This window comes from Bacteroidota bacterium (assembly GCA_021300195.1).
GTDB lineage: Bacteria > Bacteroidota > Bacteroidia > J057 > JAJTIE01 > JAJTIE01.
On record JAJTIE010000003.1, the window covers coordinates 23032 to 37136 of the forward strand.

Annotated in this window: 13 protein-coding genes and 1 tRNA gene; 1 reads left to right on the forward strand and 13 read right to left on the reverse strand. The window is 57.6% G+C overall.

Annotated features, from left to right (window positions below):
• Nucleotides 1-54 precede the first annotated feature (54 nt).
• Genes LW884_00885 through LW884_00895 form a run of 3 tightly spaced genes read right to left on the reverse strand, consistent with a single transcriptional unit; the run spans nt 55 to nt 2479 of the window.
• Nucleotides 55-984 (reverse strand): MBL fold metallo-hydrolase, encoded by a 930-nt coding sequence (locus LW884_00885; protein ID MCE3006892.1) that lies wholly within the window; start codon nt 982-984, stop codon nt 55-57.
• A 59-nt stretch (nt 985-1043) separates the two neighbouring features.
• Nucleotides 1044-1772, reverse strand: coding sequence for an SDR family oxidoreductase (locus LW884_00890; GenBank protein MCE3006893.1), 729 nt, complete (start codon nt 1770-1772; stop codon nt 1044-1046).
• 23 nt (nt 1773-1795) lie between these two features.
• Nucleotides 1796-2479: an NAD(P)-binding domain-containing protein gene (locus tag LW884_00895; GenBank protein ID MCE3006894.1), complete on the reverse strand. Its 684-nt coding sequence runs from the start codon at nt 2477-2479 to the stop codon at nt 1796-1798.
• Between the two features lie 121 nt (nt 2480-2600).
• On the opposite strand from LW884_00895, the gene LW884_00900 reads away from it, so the two are divergent.
• Nucleotides 2601-2975: a helix-turn-helix transcriptional regulator gene (locus LW884_00900; GenBank protein MCE3006895.1), complete on the forward strand. Its 375-nt coding sequence runs from the start codon at nt 2601-2603 to the stop codon at nt 2973-2975.
• Nucleotides 2976-3091: 116 nt separating this feature from the next.
• Here the strand turns inward: LW884_00900 and LW884_00905 are convergent.
• The 10 genes from LW884_00905 to kdpC all read right to left on the reverse strand — a co-directional run bounded on the left by LW884_00905 (nt 3092) and on the right by kdpC (nt 14102).
• Nucleotides 3092-3175: transfer RNA gene (locus LW884_00905), tRNA-Leu, on the reverse strand.
• A gap of 138 nt (nt 3176-3313) precedes the next feature.
• Entirely contained in the window at nt 3314-4171 is an 858-nt protein-coding gene (locus LW884_00910; protein MCE3006896.1) for a leucine-rich repeat domain-containing protein, read from the reverse strand.
• A 20-nt stretch (nt 4172-4191) separates the two neighbouring features.
• The gene (aroA, locus tag LW884_00915) at nt 4192-5490 is read right to left on the reverse strand and encodes a 3-phosphoshikimate 1-carboxyvinyltransferase (GenBank protein ID MCE3006897.1); all 1299 of its coding nucleotides are present in this window, start codon (nt 5488-5490) and stop codon (nt 4192-4194) included.
• Nucleotides 5491-5500: 10 nt separating this feature from the next.
• Nucleotides 5501-6418, reverse strand: a complete 918-nt coding sequence (locus LW884_00920; GenBank protein MCE3006898.1) for a site-specific DNA-methyltransferase — start codon at nt 6416-6418, stop codon at nt 5501-5503.
• A 26-nt stretch (nt 6419-6444) separates the two neighbouring features.
• Complete coding sequence (locus LW884_00925) at nt 6445-7803, reverse strand: leucine-rich repeat domain-containing protein (GenBank protein MCE3006899.1); 1359 nt, start codon at nt 7801-7803, stop codon at nt 6445-6447.
• 81 nt (nt 7804-7884) lie between these two features.
• Complete coding sequence (locus tag LW884_00930) at nt 7885-9096, reverse strand: MFS transporter (GenBank protein MCE3006900.1); 1212 nt, start codon at nt 9094-9096, stop codon at nt 7885-7887.
• A gap of 533 nt (nt 9097-9629) precedes the next feature.
• Nucleotides 9630-11360, reverse strand: a complete 1731-nt coding sequence (locus LW884_00935) for an ATP-binding protein (GenBank protein MCE3006901.1) — start codon at nt 11358-11360, stop codon at nt 9630-9632.
• Complete coding sequence (locus tag LW884_00940; protein MCE3006902.1) at nt 11357-12445, reverse strand: sensor protein KdpD; 1089 nt, start codon at nt 12443-12445, stop codon at nt 11357-11359. Before LW884_00940 ends, LW884_00935 begins: the two co-directional genes overlap by 4 nt.
• A 17-nt stretch (nt 12446-12462) precedes the next feature.
• Nucleotides 12463-13527: a porin gene (locus LW884_00945; GenBank protein ID MCE3006903.1), complete on the reverse strand. Its 1065-nt coding sequence runs from the start codon at nt 13525-13527 to the stop codon at nt 12463-12465.
• Nucleotides 13524-14102, reverse strand: a complete 579-nt coding sequence (gene kdpC / locus LW884_00950; protein MCE3006904.1) for a potassium-transporting ATPase subunit KdpC — start codon at nt 14100-14102, stop codon at nt 13524-13526. Before kdpC ends, LW884_00945 begins: the two co-directional genes overlap by 4 nt.
• Between the last annotated feature and the right edge of the window lie 3 nt (nt 14103-14105).

Genomic DNA, 14105 nt, shown 5'->3' on the forward strand with positions numbered 1-14105 from the left:
CCCTATACGCGGGATGGGCCGGACGGAATACCACTATCCTGTAAAAACAAAGGGCTACTTGCTGGAAGCCACCTGGCCGGCAACGGCATCGGCACCAATGGCAATGAGGAACTCCAGCTTGTCGCTGGGCAGGAACTCCTTCATTTTCTTCACCAGCTCGGCCTTATCTGCATCCGTCAGCTGTTTCTTGTTCGCCAGTAGGGTCTTAACGTTCTGTACATAAGTTTCAATGTACTGCTTCTGCCAGGCCAGCATGGCCAGTCCGCCTGGCTCGCCATGGCCGGGGTACAGGGTATCTACCCCCTTCAGGTCGGTCTGCAGGCGCGTCAGGTTGTCCAACCACGCTTGGTAGTGTCCGTCGGCCAGGTAGGCATGTGTGCCGTTTAGTACTACATCACCAATAAAGGCCAGCTTGTGGGTGCCATTGTCTACCAGCCAGTACGTGTCGCTGTGCGACTCACCCTCGCCCAGTTCCTTCACCTGGAACTTTACGCCCTCTATCGTAACTGACTCATCGTTGCGTAGCATATGGTTGGGGAAGCGGCGGTTCATTGGCCATTCCTTTCCAAACCTGGAAACCCACTGCCCTTCTTTGGCCGAGTCTGACTCGGCAATAACATCCAGCACGCTCTGAGTACTGTAGATCGGAACTTTCTCATCCTTGCCCACCAGGTTTCCCAGACCATTGTAGTGATCCGGGTGGCCATGGGTGATCAGAACGGCCTTCAGTGGCTTGCCCAGCTTTTCTATCTGAGCCTTTAGTTCCTTGGACGAACTGACGGTAAGGGTGGCATCTACCACTACCAGTCCGTTGGCCAACTCCAGGATGTAGGCATTCTCAAAAATGCCGGCACCCGAAGACACGTATTGGTGTACCTTAACCTCGGAGGCGGCGGGGCTCTTTGTTTCCTTGGAGCCAGAGCAGGCCACCAGCAGCAGGGCGAGCAGCAATGCGCCGGTACCTGAATAAACGAGTTTCTTCATGATTTTTAAGCGTTGGAATAGTTAAAATGATTACAAGAACACAAAAAGTTGGTTTTGCTTTACCAGGCGATTACACCCTGCTCATCCACAAATGAGCCGTTGGGCAGGTCCGCGCTCGTGTCAGACATTTTCAGGATGATGCGTACCCCCTCTTCCACTGATCGAGGTGCAGCCTCAGAGCCCATATCCGTACGTACCCATCCGGGACAGATGGAATTTATCCGCACTTGGGTGCCCGCCAGGTGCTTGGCCACCTGTATGGTAAGCATATTCAGGGCAGCCTTGGATGCGTTGTATGCTACGGACTGAGTACCATAAAAAGGCGAGTGCGGGTCCGACAGATTGGTGTGGGAGCCCAGGGTGGAAGAGACATTGACAATGCGGCCATGGGCAGCCTGCCGGAGCAGGGGCAAGAAGTACCGGATCATCAGGGCCGGACCCAGGGTATTGGTCTGAAAGGTCTGGGCCAATGCCTCGCCCGACAGCCGGGATATATCCATCATGCCCTGTAGATACTCGGGAAAAACCCCGGCATTGTTTATCAGGATATCCAGCTTTCCATAGGTTTTCTGCACCCACTCAGCTGCATCCCGTATTTGCTGTTCGCTGGTTATATCCAGCTGCAGGGCTTCAGCCTTTACTCCGGCCTTTTGCAGCTCGGCTGCGGCCTTTTGCGCCTTTTCCAGGCTACGGCCTGCCAGTAGGATGTGCTTGCCCTGCAGACCTAGCTGGCGGGCTGTCTCGAATCCGATACCCTTGTTTGATCCGGTTATGAGTGCGATTTCCATGGTTAGGGGTGGGGTTGGGGTGACTATTGCTGGATATGAAAGTTAAAGTCGGCTGTGCCCAGGGTGCCCCACAGGCGCAGCCATACAGGCAGTAGCATCTCGGTGCCCCGGGCCGCCGTTATGTCGCCCAGGTCCAGTATCTGGTCTGCCTGCCAGCCAAAGGATTTTAGTAGGTCCTTTACGGAGTCTCTGGCCGCTGCGTCGTTTCCGCATACAAATACGTTGTGTGGCCCCTTCACGATGGTGGGGGTCACCATGATGCGCGCGTTCATCGTGTTCAGGGTTTTCACCACGCGTGCATCTGGAAAGGCGCGCTGGATCTGCTCGCCCAGCGAGTCGGTATTGGTGGGGTTCAGGCTGGGTGGCATACCCTGGCTGAAGTCCAGCGGGTTGGCTACATCCACCAGCACCTTACCCTTCAGGTTTTCGGCTCCTGCCAGCTTCAGGGCGGCAATAGAGGCCATACCACCGGTACAGTTGAACAACATCTCGCCCTCGGCGGCTGCCTCGGCAAAGGTCTTGAGTGTGATTGTGGGATAATCTACATGCCAAACCTTGAACGGTGAACTGCCGTAGGCATCCTTATCGTCCCGGCTAAGGGTGTGCTGTACGTCTCGCGTGCCCATTAGCACCTTGTGCCCCAGGCTATCCAGCTTGGCAGCGAGGGTGCGACCCACGATGCCTGTGCCAAAAATTGCTACTTTCATTTTAATAACTTTAGTCTTTGTTATATGCTTACAAAAGTATAGTTTTGGAAAAAAGGCTACAATAGGCTATCAAAAAGGGAAGTCCCTTTCCTGATTAACAATAATCAAAATCACTGCAGAAATGGTAATAAACGGGAATAAATACTGCTTTCGCCTACGCAACGAGGATTTCCACTGCGCCCTGGATATAACCATGCGCTACATAGGCGGTAAATGGAAAGCGGTGGTGCTGTGGTACCTGATTGGGGGTAAAAAGCGATTCGGTGAGCTGAAAGCCCATATACCCGACATTACCGACAAGATGCTCTCGCTACAGCTAAAGGCGCTGGAAGAGGACGGGATGATAACCCGAACGGTGTACGCAGAGGTGCCCCCCCGCGTGGAGTATGCCCTGTCTGCCGAAGGCGAGACGCTCATACCGGCCATACAAGCCATAGCCCAGTGGGGGCGAAACAAGGCAGAAAGCGAGGGAAAGCTGGTAAGGCTGGACGAGTAGGTAGCAGACGACGAGATGGGGGGGGCTTTTCGGGCCGGTTTCTCCGCCTGCGTCTTCTTATTGCGCACAAAAAGGGCTATACAAAAATGCCCCACAAGACTGTGAGGCATTTTCTGTACCGAAGGGGGGACTCGAACCCCCATGCCCGCGAAGGCGCACGCCCCTGAAACGTGTGCGTCTACCAATTCCGCCACTTCGGTAAGTGGAGGGCAAAACTAACAGGCCGTCCCGTATTTTGCAAGCCAATGGGGCAGAAAATTTACGCCAAAATAGCACCCCCCTTCGAACCCCACCATCGCAGCACCAGGCTGGAAGCGGCAGGCACGGAAAAAGAATCATTAGTATAAAACGTCGGTGGCAGATAGCAGGGCGCGTATCCGCTCTATCTGCTCCTTGTCAAATGCATTGTTTCGGATATCCAGCTGCTGCAGGCCCACCAGGCGCTCTATGCCATTGGGCAGGGTCTTCAGCTGGTTTCCCCGCAGGTTTAGCCGCTTCAGCTGGCCGAGTAGCACCAGGCTGGGTGGCAGCGTGGCCAGCACATTGTAGCTCAGGTCCAGCTCCTCCAGCATCCGGGCGTCTCCCAGGTTTTCTGGCAGGGCACCCAGGCGGTTGGTGGCTGCATTCAGCCTGCGCAGGCGGGGCAGGGTGAATAGCGTATTGGGCAGCGCACTTAGCCCGCTATAGTGCAGGTCCAGCTCCTCCAGGGCTGCGCAGTCGCCAATGCCCTCGGGGAGGGTTTTCAGGCGGTTGTGGCTCAGGTCCAGCTGCTCCAGCATCTGCCAGGCACCGATACAGAAGGGTAGCTCGTGCAGGCGGTTGTGGCTCAGGTCCAGCTGGCGTAAGAAGAGCCACTGGCAGGGGGCGTAAGGCAGAGACTCCAGGTAGTTATAGCTCAAGTTGGCATACTGCAGGTGTGCCAGCTCGCCCACCTCAGCGGGCAGGGTCTTCAGGTTGTTGTACGAAAGGTTGAGGTACTGGGTGTAGGTAAGTGCAGCTATTGCAGCGTCTAGCTCCCACAGCTCATGAAAGCTCAGATCCAGGTGCAGGCAGTAGCCGGGCTGTGGCAGGGCATCCTTTAGGCGCAGAAACTTCACCTGCGCTTCCAGCTGAGACTTGGACAGCAGCTGGGGCCCCTGGCCGCTGGCCGAAAGGAAAAGACCCGACAAGGAGACACACAGGATCCATTTATACATAGGGTAATAGGGTTTAGGCATCAGGCCCATTCGATGGGATAGCCCAGCTGCTCCAGGTGGCTCCAGAAAGCAGGGTAGGACTTGCCTACCACCTGGGGGTCTTCGATAGAGATGTGCGAAAAGCGGTTGGCCAGCAGGGCAAAGCTCATGGCAAAGCGATGATCCTCGTAGGTGGCCACCGGCTGTTTTACCTGCATTTGGAGGCTGGGATACACCAGCAGCTTATCGGATGTAGCCACGGCGTGCACCCCCAGTTTTCCCAGTTCGGCCACCAGGGCTGCCAGGCGGTCGGTTTCCTTACCCGGCAGGGTGTGCAGGCCCGTCAGCTCGCTGGTTTCGTCTGCCCAGGTAGCCAGCACCGCAAAGGTCTGTGCCAGGTCTGGCATCTGGCCAAAGTCATAGTCTAGCCCCCGCACCAGTATTCCATCTGTGCGCACATGCAGCTCCGAACCCTCGAAGCGGCAGTCCATACCCCAGCCCCGAAAAATCTCCAGTTGGTGTCGGTCTCCCTGCTTGCTGTGCGGGTGCAAGGTGCGCAGGCGCAGGTCGGCGGGCTTGGTAGCGGCCAGGCCCAGCCAATAGCTAGCCGCACTCCAGTCGCTCTCAATCGCATGCGCTGGAGGATTGCGCTGCCGTCCAGCCAAGGTGTATTGCATATCCTGCTGCTGCCAGTGCACGCCCCAGTCGGCCAGCAGGTCTAGCGTCATCTGCGCATAGCTCTTGCTAGCCAGGCTGGTGCAGTGGATGGTGCAGCCCACCGGCAGCACAGGGCCGAGTAGCAGTAGGGCCGAGAGCAGCTGGCTACTCTCTGTGGCATCGATGCGAAAGGCCGTGGGCTGCCAGCCTGGTTTACCCTTGATGCGCAGGGGCAGGTAGCCAGGTTCGCCCAGGTAGGCAATGTCGGCCCCGGCATCTTGCAGGGCCTCTACCAGCGGGGCTACCACCCGCTTGCGCAGCCGGTCTTTGCCATCCAGCAGGGTGGTGCCAGGCACCAGGGTGGCCGCAGCAGTGATGAAGCGCAGGGCCGTACCGGCCAGGCCCAGCTCTATGGTCCGTTCTTCGGCCTTTACCTCGCGCAGGCTGCCCACCACATTCAGCCCCCCATCCTGGGGCTCCATGCGCAGGCCGCAGGTGCGCAAAAAGTCCAGAAACACCCTGCTGTCGTCACAGTCACTCAGGTGCTCCAGCAGCATGGGGTAGGGCGATAGGGCCGCAAATAGCAGAGCCCGGTTACTCTCACTCTTTGAGCCGGGCAGGAGCACCTTGCCCTTCAGTTTTTTTCTGGGGTGTTTGTGTATTGTCAGCAGTTCCGGGTTCATGGGGGCAAAGTTACAAAGGTCGGGTATTCCGTTCCCAGAACACGCCGTCATAACCCTGGATGGCGGGTTGATCGGCTGCTATTTCCAGCCTGCGCAGGGCCCACAGGCAGTAGTCGGGCTCGGCCTCTATGGCCACAAAGTGCCGCCCCAGCTTGCGCGCCACTACCGCAGTGGTGCCACTGCCGGCAAAAGGATCGAGCACCCAGCCGCCAGGGGGGCAGCTAGCCAGTAGCACCTTGGCCAGCAGCTTTTCGGGCTTTTGGGTAGGATGGGGGGTGTTTTCGGGCATACTCCAGAAGGGTACGCTCAGGTCCGTCCACAGGTTGCTTGGGTGGGTATCGCGGTACTTGTGTTCCCCGGCCTGCTGCCAGTCTTTGGGCTGCCCCTGCAGCCGGTAGGGTGCACGCACCCGGCGCCTTAGTTTTACCTCGGATACCGAAAAATAGTAGTCTTCGCCGCAGGTGGCATACCACAGGTCTTCGCTGGCATTCTTCCAGTTTCGCCTGGCCCCCCTACCCTTCTCGCGTTCCCAGCTTATGCGGTTGCGGATGTGCAGGCCACAGGCAGCCAGGGCGCGGGGCAGGGCAGCTGCCGAACGCCAGTCTCCGCACAGGTACACGCTCCCCTCGGGCTTCAGGCACCGCAGCAGGGGCCGCAGCCAGCCTAGCACATAGGCCTCGTAGGCTTCGGCAGATTGGGCAGCGAAAGACAGGCTGCCAAACTGCTTGGGCTGGTTGTAGGGTGGATCCAGAAACAACACGTCCGCAAAGGCGGCTGGCAGGTGTGGCAGGGCCGATTCCAGGGTTTGGTTCCACAGGCTATCCTGCAGCTGTGCGGCCGGCAGCGGGGCTGGCAGCTGCTGCAGGCGGGGCTGTAGTCGCTGTACATCCGCCTCCGTTAGCTGTAGGGTACGGTTCCTGTGGGCCATAGGCATAGGCACAGCGGGCTATGCCACTAGGGCAAGATGCGGATACGTGGATAACGAGCCTGCAGCTCGCCCACCGGTGTGGCCAGGGGGTTGCCGCCCACAAACAGCAGCTGTAGCCGGGGCAAGTCTGTCAGGCAGCTGGGCAGGGCGGCCAGCTGGTTGTAGCTCAGGTTCAGGCTAGTGAGCTGGGGCAGGGTACCCGCTGCACACAGGCTGGGCAGCTGGGTCAGCCGGTTCTGGCTCAGGTCTAGCACCAGCAGGCGTGGCAGCTGCAGCAGGCTGCCGGGCAGGGTGGCCAGCTGGTTTCCGCCCAGCCCACACTGTGCAAGGGCACGCAGGCCCGATAGATCCTCGGGCAGAGTGGCCAGCTGGCAGTTGCTCGCGTATAGCTGCTGCAGGCCCGAGAGCTGGCCTATGCAGGCGGGCAGCTCTGCCAGGGGGTTGGCACTTAGGTTCAGCTGCGCCAGGGGCGCATCGCACAGGCTGCCTGGCAGCGTGCTTAGCTGGTTGTGGGCCAGCGCCAGCCGGCGCAGGTGCTCGGTGGGCAGGGTTATTTGTGTCAGCTGGTTGTGGTCGGCCTCCAGTTCTGTCAGCCCAGGCAGGTCGCGCAGGTCCAGGCTAGTCAGCTGGTTGTAGCGCACATCCAGGGTGCGCAGGCTATGCAGGCCGGCCAGATTGGGCTGCTCAGCCAGCTGGTTGCTGCTCAGGTTCAGGTGCACCAGCTGTGTATTGCCCTGCAGGCCCTGCGGCCAGGCACGCAGAGCGCAGCCCTGTAGCAGCAGGCTATCCAGGTGGACCGTATGCAGGTGCAGCTGGCCCAGGGGATTGCCATTCAGCTTCAGAATGACCAACTGTGCCTGGCCGCTGAGCAGCGCCTGGCTACCGCTCAGTTTATTCTCGCACAGGTCCAGGTGCCGCAGCTGGCCCAGCTGCACGAAGGAATCCGGTAGTCGGTCAATTTGGTTCTGCCGTGCCTCCAGGTGCCGCAGCTGCGCCAGGCTAGCCAAGCTGGCGGGCAGCTGGCTCAGCTGGCAATTATTAATGATCAGTTTTTCCAGCTTCTTCAGCTTGCCTACCCACTCGGGCAGGGTCCGAATGGGATTATTGCTCAGATTCAGGTATTTCAGATTCTTGAGCTTGGCCAGCTCTGGCGGTACCGCTGCCAGGTACTGGTCGCTCAGGTCCAGCTTCTCGCATTCCTTTCGGTGTGCCAGGGCCTGGGGCAGGTAGTGATACAGCTCCAGATCCAGGGTGGGTGCCTGTCGGGCGGGGTCGCTCTGGGCTTTCAGGGCAGCCGCCGGGATGCTCAGCAGGATGAGCAGTACCAGCTGCATGAGTCGCACAAATGGGGTAAAACGGGCAAGTGTGCGGGGGGGAGTGTGCATGCTACGAATATAGCCACTTTCGCATAGGCGGCATACACAGGGCCATCCGGTGCCTGGGCGCACACCCGCTTCTGTTACTGCCTACACCTTGCGAATACGATAGACAATGGGGATAGCCAGCAGGGCAGAGGCAGCCCCCACATAGCCCACCAGCTCAAAGTGGTAGAGGTGCCCATCGGCCCCCTGGGCAATAATGGTACCACCTATAAAGACAGCCAGGGCATTCACCAGCTCGCGCACCGCAATGTTCGCGCTCATAAAGCGGCCCCGCTTGTGGGGCTGTACGCTCTGGGTAATCAGGCTCATGACCGGTACCATGCGTGCCGAGCTGACCACCATGAAGAAGGCGGTAAGCACCATGGCATGCAGCAGGGGGGTGGGCCCCAGGTGGGTAACCACGAGCATGGGCAGCACTGTGAGCACAGAAGCCACCCAGAACACGCGTGCCTCTCCCAGCCTGTCGGCCAGGCGGCCTGCCAGGGGCATGCTGAAGAAGGTGCAGATGCCACCCACCAGGTACACATAGGCCAGATCCTCTTTGCTGATCCCCGCATTGGCCACATAGGAGTCTGCTATGTAGGGGATAATCATGAAAGACCCGATCATAATGGTGGCTATTAGCCCAAAACTGGGCAGATGGAGGGGGTCGCTCAGGATGCTCCAAAACTCTTTCAGACTCATGCTACTGGGCTTTTCCTGCTGCAGGTGGCGGCGCATGGGTGGCAGCCGCACAAGCGAGAATAGCAAAACAGGCAAACTAAGCAGTGCCAGAAAAACAAATGGCCCATGCCAGCCCCAGCGGTTGGCCACTAGCAGCCCCAGGGGCAGGCCCACAGCCGATGCTACCGAAAAACTGCCCATTACAATGCCCATGGCATAGCCGCGCCGCTCGCCAGGCACCTCATCGCCGATAATAGCGAGCACGCTGCTGCTAAGCAAGCCACCACAGGCACCGGCCAGGATGCGGCAGCCCACCAGCACCCCATAGCCAGGGGCCAGGGCACACCCCACTGTACTGGCTATAAAGCCCGTATAGAGGACGAGTAGAAAGGACTTCCGATCAAATCGATCGGCTATGTAGCCACCCAGCAGGCTGGCCACCCCTGCGCTAAACTGGTAGGCTGCCACCATCAGCCCAAACTGGCTACTATTGATATGAAACACCTCCTTAAACCGGGGGCCTAGCGGCATCACGATCATGAAGTCTACCACATGGGTAAACTGAATGAGCGCCAGGGTAAGCAGCAGGTACAGTTCGGCGCGGGGGGCGCGGCCAGAAAGGATAGAAAGCATGGAGGCTGTAACAGAAGATAAACGCGAATAAGTTTTCGATCCCAAAAATGCTTTCCCACAGGCCTCCTACCGCCGCTCGCTTGTCAGGCAGATACGCATACGAGATAGGGCACAGTCCCAAAAACGGCTCGTTAAAATCGCGTCAGAACAGGTTGTATCAAATGTTTTGCAACCAAGCTAGTCAATAGGTTGGGATTGTATACTAGTGCTATCCTGCTTTTTATAGGCTAGCTGTGCACATTCCGAGATGAGCATACCAATAGATGCGCGTGACCTCGATGGGGATCACGACCGTTTACTGGAATTCATTTCGCGTGCACCCCAGGCTGATGCTAGATGCGGTGGACGAACGTCTGCTTGCTTTTGAAAAGTTGGGTGATAAGCTCACAGCCAAAAATGGGGGCGTGAAGACCTAAGCTGTACAGGGGACAGCCAGCAGGGCCAAAGAAAGGAAGCGCAAGTGTTGCTGAAACGGTGCCTTTCCGAGAGGTGTTCCCGGGACTGGGGTGGCACTCGGGCCTACCCGGGATTTATCAAACTTGAGTAGTTGGTAGTGTAAACCAAAAGCATGCGCCCACACCATTCGGACCTGTCGTTACGCCCATGTTGCCACCTTGGGCAAGTACAAACTCATGGGCGATGGCCAACCCCAAGCCATAACTCTTGCCCCGCCCAGCAATGGAGAAGGTGGCAAAACGATCGAAGAGCTTCTGCCGTATATCCTCCGGTATATCTGGCCCCTGGTCGGTTACGCTAAACCGAAGGTGCGCCCCTTCCGTGCTAAACCCTAGTTGAATACTGCCGCCATCCGGACTATAGCGCAGGGCGTTACCCAATAGATTTATCAGGATCCAAAGTGTCTTTTCGGGGTCGGCCTGAATGAGATGGGGCGGATGGTCGGGCGGCAATAACATGTTGATCTGCCGCTGTGCAGCCTGGGTGTGTAGTGTAGTTACGGCCTCGCGCACCAGGGTCTGGGCTTCTATGGTCTGTGGTTTTAGCTGCACACCTACAGCCTCCAGCCTGGACATGTCGAGCAGTGAGTGTACCAGCTGCTGCATGCGGCTGCTCTCTTGCTGTAGGCGCTCAATTAGTTCTTGCTGCTCGCCATTCAGGCTGCCTATTCGGTGGTCTCTTAATAGTTGCAGGCTTAGCTGAAAGGTAGCAATGGGGGTATTCAGTTCGTGCGAAACAGTAGCCAGAAAATTGCTTTTGGCCTGGTGCGCCTGGTGCACCTCTGTTACATTATGAAGCACTAGTAGCGTGCCCAGATATTGCTGTTCCGGATTATCTTGCTGCAAGTTTAGGTAATGTTTTTCGGGGATGAAGTAGCGCGTTTTTCCATTCGCCTGCAATACTTCCAGCGGTTGCTGAGGCGCTTTTTTCAGGCTCCATAGCTCCCTAAAAAGGTCATTCTTTGCAGCCAGCTCGCTGGCATCGGCAGTGGCGAGCTGCTGTAGGGGGGGCAGGCCTAGGGCCAATGCCGCCACCGGATTGAAGGCCAATAGCTGTTGTTTGTGGTCCAGCAAGACCAGGCCATCGGGCATCGTTTTCAGCACCTCATGCAGCCGCATTTTTTCCTGCATCAGTTCGGCAAAGCTGCTTTGGCGATACACCTCCAGCTCCTGCGCCATCTGATTAAAGGTATGCGCCATCTGTCCCAGTTCATCTTTTCTGTGGGCATCCATACGGTGGTGGTAGTCTCCTCGCGCTATGGCTTCCATGCTCTCGGATATCTGACGTATGGGGGCCAGCACAGCTGGGGGAAAGTAGCTGAAGAAGAATACCAGCGACAGGATAACACAGCCAGCCAGTGTTATTAGCATGCGCCCATACCAGGTGGCCGTTTCTTGTGCTTGCACCTCCTTGGCCTCCAGTGCGTCCAGATTCAGGTCTTCTATATACTGCACCTCATGGGCTATACGGGGTAGCAGGGCTACATTGGGCTGTTTTTGATAATCAGAAAGCAATTGCTCTAGCCGGTACACGGCCGTTTGCTCACCCGGCTCAGTTATATTCTCGCTCTCCTGCTTGCTAGTTATCCTTAAGTGCCTCAGTACTTCTCTGTTCTCGGGGTTTTGGATTAGCCGTTCTACGGCATTCTGCATGGTGTGGGTGTAGCGCAGCGATAGCAGGTTAGCTGTCATACGGTTGGCAGCATCCTGTTCCAGCCTGTAGAAGGCAATGCCACCGGCTAGCATAACGATGAAGACAAGGCCGATCAGGATGCCAATACTCCAGTAGATTTTGGTTTTGAGGGTCATGGTTTTGCCAGAATAAGTAAATCAAAGGGGTGGGTATGGTCAGAGCTCGTAAGCTGCCTTACCAGGTCGCCCCGCCAGAATAGTTGCCAACGCGTGCGCCGTGTTTGGCCCAATACCAGCAGAGAAATCTGTTCTTTTTCGATATGAGCCAGGAGTGTTTGGGCAATGTTTTGGCCGGGCAGCGTCTGCACCTTGCCGCCCATTTCAGCTGCCAGCTTAAAGAGATTCAGCAGACTGCGCTGCCGCGCCAGGGCAATGGTATTGGGGTCTTCGCTCCGGGTTTGTACATACACAGCTTGCCATTCCGCGCCGTTCAGGCTAGCAAGCTGTGCCGTGCGGCGCAGCAGCCATTTGCCGGTCTGCTCGTTGGTACTGATACTTACGGCTATGCGCTGCGGGCCCACGCGCTGCGCAGTGGGCAGCAGCAGGTTGATGCGGCGGCTCACCACCTGTGCCGCCAGCTGTAGGGCCAGCCGCCGCAGCTGTAGCAGGTTGTCCTCCTGAAAGAAGTGGCCAAAGGCCTGCTCTGCCCTTCCAGCCTCATACACCTTTCCTTCCTGTATGCGCTGAAGGAGTTCTTCTGTACTCAAGTCTACGTGTACCAGTTGATCCGCCTGCTCTACAAACTGAAAAGGCACCCGCTCCTGTACAGGCGCCTGCACAATACGACTTACCTCGTCACTTAGGGTGTCCACATGCTGTATGTTGACAGCGGTGATAACGCTGATACCGGCATCTAGCAGCGCCTCCACGTCCTGCCAGCGCTTTTCGTGCTGGCTGCCTGGGGCGTTGGTGTGCGCCAGTTCGTCTACCAGTACTACCAGCGGTTTGCGGCGCAGCACCTCCTCCAGGTCCAGCTCTTCTATGGCCTTGCCCCGGTAGTACACCACTCTGGGGGGTATCTGTGGTATGCCGTTCAGCAACGTCCGTGTTTCGAGCCTGCCATGGGTAACCACCACACCTGCCTGCACATCCACCCCCTTGGCCAGCAGCTGGTGGGCTTCGGTGAGCATACGGTAGGTTTTGCCCACACCGGGCGCCATGCCCAGGTATACTTTCAGGTGGCCGCGGGCTCGTTTCTGCAAAAGGTTGCCAAACTCCATCATTCTATCTTGATGCTGAGGGCGGCCGTCAGCATCCAGCGGCGATTGGTGTCTTTATCTTTCTCGGGAAAAATGTCGGCGCCGGCCTGTAGGTAGCGTGCCTCTAGCCGCAGCATAGCCAGCGCAGTAGGCATATAGTCCAGGCCCAGGCTGCCGCCATACACTTCCACACCGGGGCCACTGGCCGTTGCACTGGCCAGGTTGGCTGCCTTCGGGTCGTTGTAATATTCTGCCCGTAGGCTGCTGCGCCATTCCTTGGCCCAGCGATAGCTTGTTATGCAGTTGGCCGTATGCCATAGCTGGCTATCAGGGTTCTTTGGTGCAATCTTGTCCTGCTGACTTCCAACATCGAATAAAGCCAGAATGCTAAACTTATCCGACGGTGCCCAGTAGGCATACAGGTCTACAAAATATCGCATACGGTTGCTCAGGCTGTCAGTAGTCTGTTCATTGCCCACATAGGTACTGGCATTCAACAGCAGTCGGTCGCCGTTCTTGTATTGCAGCTGACCTATAAAGGACTTGGCGTCGTTGGTTTCACGTATGTTTTGCCAGCCATTTACCATATAGGCATAGCCAGTTAGCCGCTCGCCCAGGGGCAGGGTAAGGCGTGCTCCGGCCAAGTAGTAGGGCGAATTTTCGGCCGAGAAGCTGCGGGTGTAGGTGGGCAGGTCGTGGCTCAGCGCCCCCTCGTAGCCAAAGGGCGAGGGCAAGATGCCCGCGTCCAACCAGATGCCATTGTGCAGGCGCAGGCCGCCATAGGCATCTACCAGATAGCGCAGTTCGGCAGGCTCGGCTGCATAGTTGGCAGCCATGTAGGTGCCAAATGCGGGGGTAGCCTGCAGGCGGTAGCGGTCTGCGCTGTAGGTCAGCTTCAGGGCCAGCAGATTCAGGTTAAAGTTGTTGTGCTGGTTGGCTACATAGAAGTAGGGGCGACTGCGGCCGAGTGTATGGCCTATGTCGTACCCATAGTAGCCATCCAGATAGGCACTTATGTGCAGGGTGCTGTCTTGTGCCCGCAGGGTAGATAAAATCAAAGCCAGGAAGAGGAAAACGCTTTTCATTTCTGTGATTTTAGCGGAAATTTCTGGTCGAGTGCAAGGTTTAGCTCCAAAACATTGACAACAGCCAAACCATATAGGCCCAGCAGAGGTTCTACCGTGTTTTGCGCAATGAGGGCTTCGATTTGGCCGGTCTTAGCACCCCGTGCTTTGGCAATACGGGCTGCCTGCAGGTGGGCAGCGTAGGGTGTCAGGTGGGGGTCTATACCGCTGCCGCTGGCTGTAAGCAGCAGGCTGGGGATAGCTATAGCAGATGTGCCGGGATTTTGTACCCAAAAAGTGTCGCGGGCGGCCTTTACGGCTGCCAAGTGATCGGGGTTGGTAGGGCCTTTATTGCTGCCGCCAGTGGCTGCCGCATTGTAGCCCACCGCCGAAGGTCTGCCATGGAAGTAGTGAGAAGCGGCAAAGGCCTGCCCTACGTTGGCAAAGCCTACCAGCTTGCCCCGATGGTACACCGGCGACCCAGCAGCCCGCTCCGGCACTAGGGTGCCTATGCCGAGGATGAGGGCCGGATACAACACCCCAAACACAAGCAGGGTGAAGAGAAACAGGCGAAGTGTGATGAATAGTGTGCGCATGGC

Bases quoted from the DNA above. Each gene is read 5' to 3' on its own strand.
- LW884_00900 (MCE3006895.1), top strand. From the start codon at position 2,601: ATGGTAATAAACGGGAATAAATACTGCTTTCGCCTACGCAACGAGGAT.
- LW884_00910 (MCE3006896.1), bottom strand. From the start codon at position 4,171: ATGTATAAATGGATCCTGTGTGTCTCCTTGTCGGGTCTTTTCCTTTCG.
- LW884_00930 (MCE3006900.1), bottom strand. From the start codon at position 9,096: ATGCTTTCTATCCTTTCTGGCCGCGCCCCCCGCGCCGAACTGTACCTG.
- LW884_00920 (MCE3006898.1), bottom strand. From the start codon at position 6,418: ATGGCCCACAGGAACCGTACCCTACAGCTAACGGAGGCGGATGTACAG.
- LW884_00885 (MCE3006892.1), bottom strand. From the start codon at position 984: ATGAAGAAACTCGTTTATTCAGGTACCGGCGCATTGCTGCTCGCCCTG.
- LW884_00890 (MCE3006893.1), bottom strand. From the start codon at position 1,772: ATGGAAATCGCACTCATAACCGGATCAAACAAGGGTATCGGATTCGAG.
- kdpC (MCE3006904.1), bottom strand. From the start codon at position 14,102: ATGCGCACACTATTCATCACACTTCGCCTGTTTCTCTTCACCCTGCTT.
- LW884_00945 (MCE3006903.1), bottom strand. From the start codon at position 13,527: ATGAAAAGCGTTTTCCTCTTCCTGGCTTTGATTTTATCTACCCTGCGG.
- LW884_00925 (MCE3006899.1), bottom strand. From the start codon at position 7,803: ATGCACACTCCCCCCCGCACACTTGCCCGTTTTACCCCATTTGTGCGA.
- LW884_00895 (MCE3006894.1), bottom strand. From the start codon at position 2,479: ATGAAAGTAGCAATTTTTGGCACAGGCATCGTGGGTCGCACCCTCGCT.
- aroA (MCE3006897.1), bottom strand. From the start codon at position 5,490: ATGAACCCGGAACTGCTGACAATACACAAACACCCCAGAAAAAAACTG.
- LW884_00935 (MCE3006901.1), bottom strand. From the start codon at position 11,360: ATGACCCTCAAAACCAAAATCTACTGGAGTATTGGCATCCTGATCGGC.